Source organism: Lacinutrix cladophorae, from assembly GCF_053604645.1.
In genome coordinates, this window is sequence record NZ_JBSHNR010000121.1 from 315,982 (window position 1) to 330,103 (window position 14,122).

The 14,122-nt window shown below is 32.0% G+C and carries 16 protein-coding genes; 9 read left to right on the forward strand and 7 right to left on the reverse strand.

Annotated features, from left to right (window positions below):
* Positions 1-105: 105 nt before the first annotated feature.
* The 4 genes from ACVC3Y_RS14450 to ACVC3Y_RS14465 are packed head-to-tail and all read left to right on the forward strand — an operon-like array spanning position 106 to position 2,490.
* Positions 106-834, forward strand: coding sequence for a hypothetical protein (locus ACVC3Y_RS14450; RefSeq protein ID WP_303421312.1), 729 nt, complete (start codon positions 106-108; stop codon positions 832-834).
* Positions 834-1,511: a 16S rRNA (cytidine(1402)-2'-O)-methyltransferase gene (gene rsmI / locus ACVC3Y_RS14455; protein WP_452227266.1), complete on the forward strand. Its 678-nt coding sequence runs from the start codon at positions 834-836 to the stop codon at positions 1,509-1,511. Before ACVC3Y_RS14450 ends, rsmI begins: the two co-directional genes overlap by 1 nt.
* 42 nt (positions 1,512-1,553) lie before the next feature.
* Positions 1,554-1,898 (forward strand): HopJ type III effector protein, encoded by a 345-nt coding sequence (locus tag ACVC3Y_RS14460; protein ID WP_303421822.1) that lies wholly within the window; start codon positions 1,554-1,556, stop codon positions 1,896-1,898.
* A 19-nt stretch (positions 1,899-1,917) separates the two neighbouring features.
* Positions 1,918-2,490 (forward strand): uracil-DNA glycosylase family protein, encoded by a 573-nt coding sequence (locus ACVC3Y_RS14465; protein ID WP_452227267.1) that lies wholly within the window; start codon positions 1,918-1,920, stop codon positions 2,488-2,490.
* Positions 2,491-2,567: 77 nt separating this feature from the next.
* On the opposite strand, the gene ACVC3Y_RS14470 is transcribed toward ACVC3Y_RS14465, so the two are convergent.
* Entirely contained in the window at positions 2,568-3,158 is a 591-nt protein-coding gene (locus ACVC3Y_RS14470) for a carboxymuconolactone decarboxylase family protein (RefSeq protein WP_452227268.1), read from the reverse strand.
* A gap of 54 nt (positions 3,159-3,212) precedes the next feature.
* Between ACVC3Y_RS14470 and ACVC3Y_RS14475 the strand changes: the two genes are divergently transcribed.
* The 3 genes from ACVC3Y_RS14475 to ACVC3Y_RS14485 are packed head-to-tail and all read left to right on the forward strand — an operon-like array spanning position 3,213 to position 6,622.
* Complete coding sequence (locus tag ACVC3Y_RS14475) at positions 3,213-3,635, forward strand: OsmC family protein (RefSeq protein ID WP_303421306.1); 423 nt, start codon at positions 3,213-3,215, stop codon at positions 3,633-3,635.
* Between the two features lie 22 nt (positions 3,636-3,657).
* Complete coding sequence (recJ, locus tag ACVC3Y_RS14480) at positions 3,658-5,349, forward strand: single-stranded-DNA-specific exonuclease RecJ (RefSeq protein ID WP_452227269.1); 1,692 nt, start codon at positions 3,658-3,660, stop codon at positions 5,347-5,349.
* A gap of 4 nt (positions 5,350-5,353) precedes the next feature.
* Positions 5,354-6,622 (forward strand): MFS transporter, encoded by a 1,269-nt coding sequence (locus tag ACVC3Y_RS14485; protein ID WP_303421303.1) that lies wholly within the window; start codon positions 5,354-5,356, stop codon positions 6,620-6,622.
* 4 nt (positions 6,623-6,626) lie between these two features.
* Here ACVC3Y_RS14485 and ACVC3Y_RS14490 read toward each other — a convergent pair whose 3' ends face one another.
* The 5 genes from ACVC3Y_RS14490 to ACVC3Y_RS14510 form a co-directional block, all read right to left on the reverse strand.
* Positions 6,627-6,929: a DUF3784 domain-containing protein gene (locus ACVC3Y_RS14490; protein ID WP_452227270.1), complete on the reverse strand. Its 303-nt coding sequence runs from the start codon at positions 6,927-6,929 to the stop codon at positions 6,627-6,629.
* Positions 6,930-6,932: 3 nt separating this feature from the next.
* Positions 6,933-7,694 carry a UDP-2,3-diacylglucosamine diphosphatase gene (locus ACVC3Y_RS14495; RefSeq protein ID WP_303421301.1) on the reverse strand — a complete coding sequence of 254 codons (762 nt, stop codon included), beginning with the start codon at positions 7,692-7,694 and terminating at the stop codon, positions 6,933-6,935.
* 122 nt (positions 7,695-7,816) lie between these two features.
* Positions 7,817-8,269 (reverse strand): 6-pyruvoyl trahydropterin synthase family protein, encoded by a 453-nt coding sequence (locus ACVC3Y_RS14500; RefSeq protein ID WP_303421299.1) that lies wholly within the window; start codon positions 8,267-8,269, stop codon positions 7,817-7,819.
* A gap of 99 nt (positions 8,270-8,368) precedes the next feature.
* Positions 8,369-8,533: a hypothetical protein gene (locus tag ACVC3Y_RS14505; RefSeq protein WP_303421298.1), complete on the reverse strand. Its 165-nt coding sequence runs from the start codon at positions 8,531-8,533 to the stop codon at positions 8,369-8,371.
* Positions 8,534-8,565: 32 nt separating this feature from the next.
* Entirely contained in the window at positions 8,566-9,900 is a 1,335-nt protein-coding gene (locus ACVC3Y_RS14510) for an MATE family efflux transporter (RefSeq protein ID WP_452227271.1), read from the reverse strand.
* 82 nt (positions 9,901-9,982) lie between these two features.
* Here ACVC3Y_RS14510 and ACVC3Y_RS14515 point away from each other — a divergent pair, with 82 nt between their 5' ends.
* Positions 9,983-10,777: a universal stress protein gene (locus ACVC3Y_RS14515; protein WP_303421296.1), complete on the forward strand. Its 795-nt coding sequence runs from the start codon at positions 9,983-9,985 to the stop codon at positions 10,775-10,777.
* A 141-nt stretch (positions 10,778-10,918) separates the two neighbouring features.
* Positions 10,919-13,279, forward strand: a complete 2,361-nt coding sequence (locus ACVC3Y_RS14520; RefSeq protein WP_452227272.1) for a 7TM diverse intracellular signaling domain-containing protein — start codon at positions 10,919-10,921, stop codon at positions 13,277-13,279.
* On the opposite strand, the gene ACVC3Y_RS14525 is transcribed toward ACVC3Y_RS14520, so the two are convergent.
* Positions 13,276-14,121 (reverse strand): alpha/beta hydrolase family protein, encoded by an 846-nt coding sequence (locus tag ACVC3Y_RS14525; RefSeq protein WP_303421292.1) that lies wholly within the window; start codon positions 14,119-14,121, stop codon positions 13,276-13,278. The genes ACVC3Y_RS14520 and ACVC3Y_RS14525 overlap by 4 nt on opposite strands.
* Position 14,122 lies beyond the last annotated feature (1 nt).

A 14,122-nucleotide genomic window follows, 5' to 3' on the forward strand; every position in this document is an offset into this window, starting at 1 on the left:
CACTGCAACGAAACTAGTTTTTCGTTTGCATAAAGGTGGCGTAAATTTATTAAAAATCAAAAGCCTAAATTGCATTATATTGAAAAAATTAAAATTTATTAAATCATGAAGAAGAAGTTAGAATCTGAATTAATGAGTATTGCTCATAGAATTTTAAAGCTAAAAGGAAAAGAAGACGTTAATAAAATGCATGAAGAGGTTGCAGCACTTTATGAAAAACTTACGGTATTAAAATTTGCACAGGAAAATTTTGAGGAAAGCTTACCTACAATTGGTAATGATTCTTCTTTTTTTGGAATGCTAGATACTGCTTTTAATAATAAGGTTAGTGATAACATAGAGATTGAAGATAAAATCTATGTAAATATGGATGATAATGAGAATGAAGCCATCATGGAACCTGCTATCGAAAAAATAAAAGACATGGTAGCTCAAATGCCTAGTGAAACTCATCAGGTGGATGATTTTTTAGAAAAGGTAATACCAAAAACACAGTTTCATAAAAATGATTTAGATGAAATTACTGCCGATTTTACAGAAATGCCTGTTTTTGAAAAAGTAAATAAAACGAATGAAAAAAAGTCGTTAAATGAAAAACTTAAAACGGGAGCATTACATATTGGTTTAAATGATAAAATAGCTTTTATAAAACATCTTTTTGACAATAAAAATGAAGATTATGATCGTGTAATTTCGCAAATAAATACTTCCGAATCTTTTGAAGCTGCACAAAGTTTTATTCAAACAATGGTAAAACCAGATTATAATAACTGGATAGGAAAAGAGGAAGTAGAAGCACGCCTTTTAGAACTCATTGAAAGTAAGTTTGAGTAATGAGTAAACTATATATTGTTCCAACACCAATAGGAAACCTTAAAGACATAACCTTTAGAGCTATTGAGGTTTTAAAGGAAGCAGATCTTATTTTAGCCGAAGATACTAGAACTTCTGGTAAGCTTTTAAAGCATTTCGAGATTGGCACACCAATGCAAAGCCATCATATGCATAATGAGCATAAAACGGTGGAAGGTTTAATACAAAAACTAAAAGCAGGAACTACAATTGCATTAATAAGTGACGCTGGAACTCCAGCTATTTCAGACCCAGGTTTTTTACTAACCAGAGCTTGTGTAGAAAATGGTATAAAGGTAGACTGTTTGCCTGGAGCAACCGCTTTTGTACCAGCATTAGTTAATAGTGGTTTGCCAAATGATAAATTTGTTTTTGAAGGTTTTCTTCCTGTAAAAAAAGGAAGACAAACTAGATTATTACTTCTAGCTGAAGAAACCAGAACCATGATTTTTTACGAAAGTCCACATAAGCTTATAAAAACACTCACCCATTTTTCAGAATATTTTGGAGAAGAAAGACAGGTTTCTGTTTCTAGAGAATTAACAAAGCTATACGAAGAAACGGTTAGAGGAACAGCAAAAGAAGTTTTAGAATACTACACAAATAAACCGCCAAAAGGAGAAATTGTAGTTGTGGTTGGAGGAAATCCTAAAAAATAAGAAAGTTGTTTTCTTTTTTAGAATAACAATTTAAAGATGAAAATGGATATACAAACATTCAAAAATAAATTAAAAACAACTCCAAGGACTATTGTGTTTTCAGAAACTATGGATGTTATTGAAACGAATTATGAATTCACACCAAAAGCATTTAAAAATGGTCCTTTAGAAAATGCCGAAGGACAAAATTCTGGTTCCTGTAAATTGTTTGCTTTTGCAATAACAGAAGGATTATCTAAAGAAGAAACGCTAGCATGTTTTGGTGCTTTTTATTTTAAAGATGTTTTAAAAGACCCAAACGGAGAAGGGCATCAAAATATTAGAAATTTTATGAATACTAGTTTTGAAGGTTTGGTTTTTGAAAGCTTTCCTTTGGTGAAAAAGTGAAAAAATTATTTCTCATACAATGGAAGATTTACTGCACAAAATAAGACAATGTGCTATTTGTGAAGCACATTTACCACTTGGTCCACGACCAATAGTAACAGGAAATATAGAATCTAAAATTATTATTATAGGACAAGCACCAGGAACTAGTGTGCATAAAACTGGAATTGCCTGGAATGATCCTAGCGGAAGACAATTAAGAAAATGGTTAGGAGTAACCGATGAAGATTTTTATGATGAAAACAAATTTGCCATTATGCCAATGGGTTTTTGTTATCCAGGAAAAGGAAAAACAGGAGACTTACCACCAAGAAAAGAATGTGCACCAGAATGGCATGGAGCTTTATTAAAAAAAATGCCAAATGTAAAATTGATTCTTTTAATTGGAATGTATTCGCAAAAATATTATTTAAAAAAGGATGCTAAAAAAACACTAACCGAAACGGTTGCGAATTATAAAGAATACTTACCTAAGTATTTTCCTATTCCGCATCCTTCACCAACCAATAGATTTTGGAAAAGTAAAAACCCTTGGTTTGAAATCGATGTGGTTCCTGAGTTGCAGAGAATAACACAAAATATTTTATCCTAATAAACCTCACTATCTCTAGCAAGGTTTATATCTTATTTAGAAGAGTAAGCAAACTGAAAACAACAACTCCCTACTATCTACACATGTTTTCCAACTTCAAATCCGTGTTTTCCTAAAAATTGGTTTCCGCTTTCAATAGCATCTCCCTCAAGGGTTGTTCCCATACTATCATTCCACCTATTTAAATAACCAAAAAGAGAAATTACTCCTAGCATTTCTACAATTTCGCCTTCTGTCCAATGTGCATGTAATCGTTTTTGTATCTCGGCATCTACAGCATTTGGTACTTGACTAGCAGCAAGAGAAAAATCTAAAGCAGCACGTTCTGCTTCATTAAATGCAGGATGGGTTCTGTATTCCCAAATATTATCTAACTGTTCTTGTTCTGCGCCATAACGCTCTGCAGCACGAATAGCATGTGCTTGACAATACCTACAACCTGTAGCGTTACTAGAAACCCAAGCAATCATTCGTTTTAAAGCAGAGGTGACTTTACCTTCATTAGCCATAACGGCTTTATTTAAATTAATAAATGCTTTGCTAATAGCAGGACGACGTTGCATGGTAAGTACTGAATTTGGGCAAAAACCTAATGTTTCGTTAAAAAATTCTGCTAACGCTTTGGTTTCTAAGTCATGGTCGGCAGATAATGGTGTAACTAATGGCATAATCTTTTTTTTAGTGGTATTTTTGATGTAACAATAAACAAAAAAAATAATACAATGTCTGATAAAATTACAGCCAATTGGAAAGGAAATATGGTTTTTGAATCTGATAACCCAAGATGGGATTCTATAATGATGGATGCTTCTGAAGAATTTGGAGGAACCAATTCAGGAATGGCTCCAAAAGCTATGATGCTTTCTTCTTTAGCTGGTTGTTCTGGTTTAGATGTGGTTTCTGTTTTAGAAAAAATGAAAGCTTCTGTAGAAGGTTTTTATATGACTGTAGAAGGAGAGCTTACCGATGAACATCCAAAATACTACCATACAGTAACTGTTGAATATCATTTTACTGGAAAAGAGTTAAACGAATCTAAAATTAATAAGGCTGTTAATTTATCGGTTGAAAAATATTGCGGTGTTATGGAAATGTTTAGAAAGTTTGCTACCGTAAAAACTTCTGTCCATCTTCACAATAAATAGCGAAAATTTTCTATATTAGTATATGCGTTGGACAATCAAACCAAAACCGGAAACTAAAAAATTAGAAGCTTTACAAAAAGCGCTTCAGGTAGATGAAGTGGTTGCAACTCTACTTTTACAACGTGGTATAGATACTTATGAGGATGCAAAAACGTTTTTTAGACCTAGCTTAGCCGATTTGCATGATCCTTTTTTAATGCAAGATATGGACAAGGCTGTTGCTCGAATTGAACACGCATTTCTTCAAAAAGAAAATATATTGGTATTTGGCGATTATGATGTAGATGGTACGTCTTCTGTGGCATTAATGTCTTCGTATTTAAAAACTAGAGTAGACCGTATAGCAACCTATATACCTGATCGTTATGACGAAGGTTATGGCGTTTCTTATCAAGGAATTGACTTTGCAAAAGACAATGATTTTACATTAATTATTGCATTAGACTGTGGTGTAAAAGCGATTGATAAAGTAGCATATGCTAAAGAAAAAGGCATCGATTTTATTATTTGCGATCACCATAGACCTGGAGAAAATTTGCCAGATGCTGTTGCTGTTTTAGATCCTAAAAGAGGGGATTGTAATTATCCGTATAAAGAACTTTGTGGTTGTGGTGTAGGTTTTAAACTTATTCAAGCTTTAGCTAGCAAACAAAATAAAAAAGTAGAAGACTTAACCCAATATTTAGATTTGGTAGCTACTGCAATTGGAGCAGATATTGTTCCTATAACAGGTGAAAACAGAACTCTTGCCTATTTTGGTATGCAAGTAATAAATGCCAATCCGAGACCAGGAATTCAAGCCATTATTAATCAGGTTAAAAAAACAGAATTAACCATAACAGATGTTGTATTTACCGTTGCACCAAGAATTAATGCTGCCGGAAGAATGAAACACGGTAATTACGCGGTAACCTTATTAACCGAAATGGATTTTGCTTTGGCCGAAAAATATGCTACCGAGATTGAAATATTTAATACCGATAGACGAGATGCAGATAAACGCATAACGGAAGAAGCACTTCAACAAATTGAAGAACATAAAGAAGAGGAAGGTTTTACTACTGTTGTTTACCATGAAACTTGGCACAAAGGCGTTATTGGTATTGTGGCTTCTCGATTAATTGAAACCTATTACAGGCCCACTTTAGTGTTTACTAAAAGTGGTGATAAATTGGCTGCTTCGGCACGTTCGGTTTCTGGTTTTGATGTATACAATGCCTTGGAAGCTTGCGCAACACATATAGAACAATTTGGTGGACATAAATATGCTGCTGGTTTAACTTTAAAAGAAGAAAACTACGAAGCTTTTAAACAGGCTTTTGAAGCGGTAGTCTCTAAAACGATAGCCAAGTCTTTAATGACTCCAGAAATAAAAATAGATAGAAAGATAGATTTACGTCAAGTAGATGGAAAGTTATGGCGAATTATTAAACAATTTGCTCCTTTTGGTCCAGGAAATATGACACCCATTTTTGTAACCGAAGATTTACAAGATACAGGCTACGGAAAATGTGTTGGTGAAGACGATAAGCATTTAAGAATTACTGTAACACAACCGCAAGCAGATAAAATAGTTTGTATTGGTTTTGGTTTAGGAAACAAGCTAGATCTTATAACAAACAAAAAACGATTTAAAGCAGTGTATTCTGTGGATGAAAATCATTGGCAAGGCAATGTGTCTTTGCAATTAAAACTAAGAGATTTAAAAGCATAAGTTTATGGCAAGAAAAGATCCCTATGAAGCGCTAAGGTTTAAAGAATTTAATGTTTTTTTATTGGTGCGTTTTGCTTTAGTTTTTGGCTGGTCCATGCAATTTGTAGTAATTGAATGGCAGGTTTATGCTTTAACAAAAGACCCATTAGCGTTAGGTATTATTGGTCTTTGTGAATTTTTACCTGCATTCTTTTTAGCCCCATTTGCTGGGCATATTGTAGATAAAAAGGAAAAAAGAAACCTTTTCACGCTTTGTATTGCGTTATTTTCATTGATAAGTTTTGGTTTGTTTTGGCTAACGTCAGATACCATAGAATCTTCTTGGGAAACAAAAACCATTTTGTACGGAATTTATAGTTTGGTGTTTTTTGGTGGTGTATTGCGTGCTTTTTTTGGGCCAACAATCTTTTCCTTAATAGCACTTATCGTTCCTAAAAAAGCCTATCCAAATGCTGCAACATGGAGCAGTAGTACCTGGAAAGGAGCGAATGTATTTGGTGCTTTGTTTGGAGGTTTTTTTATAGCATGGATAGGAGTAAACTATACGCTCGGAATTATTTTTGTTTTGGTAATGATTGCTTTGTTACTGGTATTCCAAATTGATAAGAAACCAATTTTAAACCAAGGTGTTAATGAATCTGTGAAAGAAAGTTTGCGGGCAGGACTTAGCTTTGTTTTTACCGATAAAGTTATTTTAGGTGCATTAACCTTAGATATGATTGCTGTTTTATTTGGTGGAGCAGTCGCTCTTTTTGCAGTATTTGCAACAGATGTTTTAAATGCTGGACCCAAAGGTTTTGGTATATTAAATGCAGCACTATCTTCAGGAAGTATTTTGACTATGTTAGCAACAACGTATATTCCAATAACTAAAAATACAGGTAAAAAGTTGTTGGTTTCTATTTTTGGTTTCGGTGTTTTTATGATCCTATTTGGGGCTTCAAAATTATTTTGGCTAAGTATTGTAGCATTGTTTTTTTCTGGAGTTTTTGATGGTATTTCTATGGTGGTTCGTCAAACAATTCTCCAACTTAAAACCCCCGATAATATGCGTGGTCGCGTTGGTGCGGTTAATTCTATGTTTGTTGGTTCTTCTAATGAACTTGGAGCTTTAGAGAGTGGTATTGCAGCACGTATTTTTGGGGCACCTTTAGCGGTTGTTCTTGGTGGTACAGTTACTCTTATTATTGTTACGATAATTGGGGTTAAAAATAAGCCATTACGGGAATTGGATTTAACCAAGGATATTGAAGCACATGAAAATGAAGAATAACCTTCTATTTTTTATATTTTTTGGCATTGGATTGGAGAAGTAAATAAGGAATTCCAATGAGTAGAGAAATAAAGAAAAAGATGTTTTGCAGGTTGTTGTTTTCAAAATATTTGGAAGCCAAATACCCTATACCTATTACTAATGCCATACCAAACATAACATTTTTAAAAAGGGTTGCAATTCCTTCTATATGGTACTTTTCTTTTTCTTCATTAGTCATGGTGTTATAACCAGCAATTAAAAAATAGCATTTGCCATATTTTATTAATGCTCCCAGAAGGATAAATATACAAGCGGTTACTAGCAAGTGTTATGGTTTAAAGGTTTCTAAAGTCATGGTTTCTCCATCAAAAACACCATAGGTGTAATATTGAATCCAATCGCCAAGATTGATGTATTTTGCGTTGTTTTCTAAATCAATGTTTAACGGAAGGTGTCTATGTCCGAAAACAAAAAAGTCTCTATGTTTGTCTTCTAACTTACGTTTGCAATATTGTACTAGCCATTCGTTATCATTGCCCAAAAATTTTGCGTCGTCATCTCCAGAAATCAGTTTGTTTTTTACAGACATGTATTGCCCGATTCGCATGGCAAAATCTGGATGTAAAATGCGTTTAAATAACCATTGACACAAAGAGTTGGTAAACACTTTTTTCATGCGTTTGTAGCCTTTGTCATGTGGACCTAAGCCGTCGCCATGACCTATAAAAAAACTTTTGTTATTAAAGGTAAATTCTTTGGGTTTGTGATAAACAGGGATGTTTAGTTCTTCTTCAAAATAGCCATTCATCCATAAATCATGATTACCAACAAAGTAGTAGATTGGTATGCCAGAATCTGCTATTTCGGCTAGTTTACCAAGTGTTCTTGTAAAGCCTTTAGGAACTACATTTTTATATTCTACCCAAAAATCAAATAAATCTCCTAAAAGAAAAATAGCGGCAGCATCTTGTTTTACATGATCTAACCAGGCTACAAACTTTTTTTCGCGAGGTAGTGAAGCTTCTTTTGTAGGAGCCCCTAAATGGTTATCGCTTGCGAAGTATATTTTTTTTCCTTTTGGAATTTGCATACTGTAAATATAGAAAATGTTTGTTAGTTAACTAGATGCAGCGTTAAGGATTAAGCAATTGTTGGAGCTCCTTGTAAAGAGCGACTTGCGAAAGCCTGACCTTTAGGTAACGCCAAAATTATTTAGGCATTATCACTTGCATACCATTCTGCATAAGAAGTTGCTGTTTCTTGCAGTTTTAGCGAGTGTAATTGTATGTTTTCTGGTAGGCGTTTTTTTATTTTCGAGGCAAAATCGATAACCATCATTTCACTAGTTGGTTGGTAGTCTACCAAAAGTACGTTGTGCCCTCTGTCTGATAATTCTTTGGCAAGCTCGCGATGTGGTGTGTTTTTATTAAAAACGGTTGCGTGATCAAAAACTTCAACAATGTCTTCTTTGACTATTTTTTTTAGATCGCCAAAATCGATAACCATTCCAAATTTCACATTGTTTGCGTCTTTGATTGGCTTACCAATAACGGTTACAAATAACCTGTAGCTGTGCCCATGTACGTTTTTACATTTGCCATCATAGCCATAAAGCGCGTGACCAGTTTCGAATGAAAATTGTTTTGTAATGCGTATGTTACTCATTATCTGCGTTTGTTTCTGTTATAAAAATAGATGATAACTAGTGCTATTCCTAGCACTAAAAACAATCCGTTTCCGCTTAAAAAATTTAAAATATCCATGTTATTCTTTTTTGTTTTTATTATATCTAAATATTAAATAAGCAAGAGCCACTAAAATGATAAAAGGCAACATAGAACCAATAAATACACCGATGCTATAATTAGCATCTGGCGCGTGTTGTATTTTTTCTTCTATATCTATGTCTTGAATAAGGGAAAGCAGCATATTTTATATTTAAGATAAAAGTTTAGTCAAAGTTACGCCTTTTGTGAAAGTGGTAAAAATTCTTTTCTAAAATTTATGATTAATGGGAATCCTCTGGCGATAATCCATAGTGTAAAAGCTATAAAAATGCCATATAATTTATAGTTTAAAGCATCTAGCCAAAATAGAATAGGTACAAATACGAAACCTGTAGAAAGGAGTAGTACGTTTCTAAGGGTTTTCATTTTACCTAAACCTTTAAAAATACCGTCGAAAATAAAAGCTAAAGCACAAAGTGGCTGCATGATTAGTACCAACCAGAATATGTTATAGAATTCTTTTAGTACTTCTGGGTCCTTTGTAAAAAGGGTTCCTAAAGAATAGTAAAAAAGAGCACCAAAGCATGCAATGATAAGTCCTATTATAATTCCGTATTTTATTAATTTATTACTTAGTTTTAAGAGGTTTTTATATTCTTTTCCTCCTAATAATTTTCCGGATAAAATATTTCCTGCACTAGCATAACCATCAATAATAAAAGCACCAAGAAACCATAAGTTAATAGCAATTGTATATGCTGCTATATATTGTTTACCATAGCTTGTAGAAAAAGCACTTGCAAAATACAAGGTTACATTTAGAGCCAGAGTACGCAGAAAAAGATTAAGTATCATACCTATAAAACGTTTTATTTCTGGATTAAACGGAAAGCTAAAACGTAATGGAATATTAGTTTTGGTTAAAAGGTAATATGCAGAAAAAATTGCCATTAAAAACTGTGCAAATACACTTGCATATGCAGCACCTTTAATATGCATGGCAGGAATATAGTGTTCAATACCATACACTAAAATAAAGTCTAAAATAATATTTGCTGAAGCACCAATAACAGCAATAAGCATTGGGTAATAAGTGTTTTGTAAGCCTCTAAAAGTTCCAAAAACAGCAATAGTAAAAAGAGTAAAAGGAAAACCGAAAACGCGAATTTTATAATAATCTACACTATAATCTAATATTAAGCCAGAGGCATTATAGAGTTTAAAAATATGTTGAGCAAAAGGATAGGTACTTATAATAATAAGAATGCTTAAAGAAGTAATAATAAATATAGCTTGTGCAGGAAGGTTTTTAACGGCATCGACATTATCTGCTCCTACATATTGCGAAACGATAGAGGAAATAGCACTTCTTGTTTGCCCTAAAACCCAAATAAGCATAGAAATAAAAGCACCAACAATACCAACAGCGGCTAAAGATTCTGTAGCATTTACACTTATGTTTCCTACAATTGCAGTATCTGTTAGAGACAAAATAGGCTCAGACACTCCAGAAATCAATGCAGGAATTGCCAATTTATTTATGTTTTTCAAGCTAATATTGGTGTGCAATTGTTTAATTATTTAATTAGAAAAACTAAAGGTCGTAACAATTATTATAAAATCTGTATTTTTGCAATCTAAATAATACGTAATGAAAAATATTTTAGTTCCTATAGGATCATCAAGTAATGCAAAAAACACCTTACAATATGCTATAGATTTTGCAAAAGATATGAATGCAAATGTTTTTGTTTTTAGAGCTTTTAGTGTAACAGCAAAAGCAGGAGCAATGATAAATATAGATAGTATTATTGCGAGAGAACAGGTTGCAAGTGTAAAAGCAGTTGTAGATCAAGTAGACACTAAAGGTATTGATGTAAAGATAATATCTGCTAAAGGTGGAGTTATTGATAGTTTAGATGTTTTAAATAAAGAGATAGGAATAGATTTAGTTATTGTAGGGCAAAGGCCAAATGATTTACAAGAATCCTTTTTTTTAGGAAGAACCTCAGGAAGTCTAGTTAAACAAACAAACATTCCAGTTTTAATAATTCCGGAAGGATATATTTTTCAACCAATTAAAAAGGTTTTAACAGCAATTAAATCGGGTATTATTACTAAGAAAAATGCAGTATTACCTTTAGAAAAAATAGTTACTACTTTTGAAGCTAACATGCATTTATTACAAGTGAAAACTAAAAAATTCACACCAAAAGATTTAGAGATTTCTAGGGAATTAGAATCTTTAAAGACTGGTTATAGCACTTCAGAAAACGCTACTTTATTTCAAGGTGTTTTAGAACATTTAAACACACATAATCCAGATGTTATTTGTGTTTTTAGACGCAAAAGAGGTTTCTTTAAAAAGCTTTGGGAACAAAACACGATTAAAAAAGCAGATTTTGAAAGTCGTGTACCATTATTGGTTTTAAAAGGAGCAGAGTAAAATTTTTTAATGCTTATTATTTAATTAGAGAATTGTCTTTTTGAGTCAATTCATAGATTTTTTTGGTATCTTATCGAAAATCAAGGGTTTAGTAAAACCCTTTTTTAATACACTCGTATATATTCCCATAACCCCAAAACTATGAGATACCTACTTTTTTTTGCTGTTTTTGTGTGCCATTTAATGCATGCTCAAGAGTCTTTTAATCCTAAAAAAGGAGAAAATGAATTATATAAATCTGCTTCTTTTACTACTGTAGAAAATCAAGATTTAGATATTAATTCTATTATTAAAAATGATAGTTTAAAATACCAATCACTATCTTCTGATAACCATAGTGTAGGTTTTACATCTAGTGATTACTGGGTGAAATTTAAACTTGAAAACACTACTAAAAACGAAAAGACTTATTATCTAGAAACGGCAAGACCAATAACAGATGTTGCTACATTATATCAAATAAATAAAGCAGGAGATATTAGTGCTTTTAAAAGTGGTGATCAAATTTCTTTTAATGAACGACAAGTACAACATCGTTCCACCTTTTTTAAGCTAACCCTTCCTAGTAGATCAACACAACAGTTTTATATTCACCTAAAAAGTGACGGGGAAACTATTAATATTCCATTGAACCTATATAGTGAGTCTACTTTTTGGATGGTAAATTATAAGCAACAATTGTTTTTAGGTATTTTTTATGGTTTACTATTTTTAGCAGGAACAATCTATTTATTCTTTTACACAGGAATAAAAGAAAAAACTTTTTTGTATTATGGTTTTTATGTTTTTTCAATAGGATTAATGCAAGCTGCTCTAGATGGTTTTATACATCAATATATCCTTCCAGAAGGAGGTTTCTTTAATAGTAGAGCTGTTTTAATTACAGCACTATTATCAAACTTTTTTCTTTTAAAATATTGTGAGCATTTTTTAAAAGTAAGAGAAGTATTTAATAAAACACACAAAGTATTTAATACCATTTACATTGTGTTAGGTATTTTGTTTTTAATGCTTTTTATAAACCCTAAAACATTAGAGTTAGCATATCCTCTTAGTAATTTAAATGGACTATTTAGTTTAGTTTTAATTGTTGGTACTCTTTTTAGAATGCGATATAAGCGCATTAAAATTGACACCTATTTTACTTTCGGTATTTTCTTTTTAGTAATTGGCTTGTTAGGTTTTGTAATGAATAATTTAAGTCTACTTCCTAATAATTTTTACACATTAAACAGTGCTAAGTTTGGTTCTGGATTTGAAGTGATTTTTCTATCTATTTCCATGACTACATTAATACGAAATTTGCGGGTAGAAAAAGAAATATCGCAAAGAGAAGCACTACAAAAAGCAGAAGAAGTTAGTTTACTAAAAACATATTTCATGTCTAATATGAGCCATGAATTAAGAACTCCAATTAATGCTATTATGGGAATAGCAGAAACAGAGCTTAAAGAATTAAAGGGTGAAGATAGAAAGCCTTTTGAAATTATTAAAAATGCTTCCTTTAGCTTATTAAGTAATATAAATGACATATTAGATTTTGAAAATATAGAAAAAAATAAGCTAAAGCTAGATGAATCTATATTCAATCCAACAGAAGCGATTCAACAAATTGTAGATAATTGGAAAATAAAAGCAGAAGAAAAAGGTATTGCATATCAATTTAAAATTGATAATAATTTACCAGAAAGTATTAAAGGAGATTCGAAACGCTTCATTCAAATAATTAATAATGTTTTAGGTAATGCTGTAAAATTTACCAATAAGGGAAGTGTTCGTTTTAAGCTTAGTTGTATCGCGCAACCCAATAACATACATCGCTTTTCTATTCATATTTCAGATACAGGAGTAGGAATGGATGCTAAAATGAAATCTAGTGTTTACGATAGTTTTAATCAAATGCGATTAAACCATAAAAGAGAGTTTGGTGGTGTTGGTTTAGGGTTAACCATTGTTAGACATTTAGTAGCTCTTTTTAAAGGAAGTATTAAAATTGAAAGTGAAAAAGGGGTTGGTACAGAAGTTTTTATTGATTTAGAATTAGAAAGTGCACCAAAAGCATTAAAAAAGGAAATTTTAAAACAAAAAGTAAAACAGTTGCATACGCCAATGCATATATTGGTTGTTGAAGATAACAAGTTAAACCAAATGGTTATGGGAAAACTTTTAAAAAGTTTTTCGGATGTTACTTATACTATGGTAAATAATGGTCAAGAGGCTTTAGATGCTTTAAAAACAGAGACCTTTAATGTCGTTTTAATGGATTTACAAATGCCGGTAATGGATGGTTATGAAGCAACAGAAATTATTAGAAGTGGCATCTTTAATGAAGCGATTACAAAAATACCAATAATAGCAGTTACTGCAGATGCAATGCAAGAAACCAAGCAAAGAGTTCTGGATTTGGGGATGAATGATTATTTAACCAAACCAGTTAATAAAGACGTTTTATTAGCAAAAATCGCTTCTAGTTGTCATACTGCTGTTTTAAAAATCGCTTAATTTTTTTTAATAAAAGAAATACTCTTATCGACTATTTTTTTTAACGAAATTGGCATTTTGCTTTCTGTCCATGGATGGGAACTATTAAAAACATGATTGCTATTTTCTATTTTAAAAAGTTCACTTTCTGAGTTCCAAAGATTTAGATTTTTTGCTTCGTTAAATGGTACCGAAGGGTCTTCAACGGCATGAATAATTAAAAATGGAATCTTGATTCTTTTGGCAGCTAATTCAATATTAAGCCTTGTTTCATTTGCTTTATAATCTAAGTAAAACTGATAATTATGTGGCATTTGTTGTTTAGTTCTACCGTTTAAAACATATTTAACACCATCTTTTTTCCATTGCCCTAGATCGCCAATGGTAGCAGTTCTTTTTGCAAAACCACTAACACTTGCCCAAGTAATTAGTTTTTTTATTCTAATATCCTCAGAAGTTTTTAGTATTGAAATTCCACCTCCTCTTGAATGTCCAATTAGTGTAATGTTATTTGTATCTATTTGATTTAAAAACGCATTATTTTTAGATAGAATATGTTGTAATACACTTTCAACATCCTCTAGTTCTTTGGTGTAGTTGTTTTCTGCAAAAGCCTCCAGATCTGGAAAGTCTATTGGGTTATCTATTGTTCCTCCATTATGCGAGAAATTAAATTTTATAAAAAATAATTCTGCAGCACTAAAAGCTTGCGCAACTAAATCCCAGCTTCCCCAATCTTTAAATCCTTTATAACCATGGCAGAAAATAACTAAAGGTTTTTTGTTGGCATTGTCTTTATAAAAAGCATCCCAAAGTATTGGTTTTTTTTGCTCTCTTTGTATTACTAGGTTTTTGTGAATCATT

What these genes read in the sequence shown, in the direction of transcription:
- ACVC3Y_RS14485 (WP_303421303.1), top strand. Translation starts at nt 5,354, where the DNA reads ATGGCAAGAAAAGATCCCTATGAAGCGCTAAGGTTTAAAGAATTTAAT.
- ACVC3Y_RS14495 (WP_303421301.1), bottom strand. Translation starts at nt 7,694, where the DNA reads ATGCAAATTCCAAAAGGAAAAAAAATATACTTCGCAAGCGATAACCAT.
- ACVC3Y_RS14525 (WP_303421292.1), bottom strand. Translation starts at nt 14,121, where the DNA reads ATGATTCACAAAAACCTAGTAATACAAAGAGAGCAAAAAAAACCAATA.
- rsmI (WP_452227266.1), top strand. Translation starts at nt 834, where the DNA reads ATGAGTAAACTATATATTGTTCCAACACCAATAGGAAACCTTAAAGAC.
- recJ (WP_452227269.1), top strand. Translation starts at nt 3,658, where the DNA reads ATGCGTTGGACAATCAAACCAAAACCGGAAACTAAAAAATTAGAAGCT.
- ACVC3Y_RS14515 (WP_303421296.1), top strand. Translation starts at nt 9,983, where the DNA reads ATGAAAAATATTTTAGTTCCTATAGGATCATCAAGTAATGCAAAAAAC.
- ACVC3Y_RS14505 (WP_303421298.1), bottom strand. Translation starts at nt 8,533, where the DNA reads ATGCTGCTTTCCCTTATTCAAGACATAGATATAGAAGAAAAAATACAA.
- ACVC3Y_RS14470 (WP_452227268.1), bottom strand. Translation starts at nt 3,158, where the DNA reads ATGCCATTAGTTACACCATTATCTGCCGACCATGACTTAGAAACCAAA.
- ACVC3Y_RS14500 (WP_303421299.1), bottom strand. Translation starts at nt 8,269, where the DNA reads ATGAGTAACATACGCATTACAAAACAATTTTCATTCGAAACTGGTCAC.
- ACVC3Y_RS14520 (WP_452227272.1), top strand. Translation starts at nt 10,919, where the DNA reads ATGAGATACCTACTTTTTTTTGCTGTTTTTGTGTGCCATTTAATGCAT.
- ACVC3Y_RS14465 (WP_452227267.1), top strand. Translation starts at nt 1,918, where the DNA reads ATGGAAGATTTACTGCACAAAATAAGACAATGTGCTATTTGTGAAGCA.
- ACVC3Y_RS14460 (WP_303421822.1), top strand. Translation starts at nt 1,554, where the DNA reads ATGGATATACAAACATTCAAAAATAAATTAAAAACAACTCCAAGGACT.
- ACVC3Y_RS14450 (WP_303421312.1), top strand. Translation starts at nt 106, where the DNA reads ATGAAGAAGAAGTTAGAATCTGAATTAATGAGTATTGCTCATAGAATT.
- ACVC3Y_RS14475 (WP_303421306.1), top strand. Translation starts at nt 3,213, where the DNA reads ATGTCTGATAAAATTACAGCCAATTGGAAAGGAAATATGGTTTTTGAA.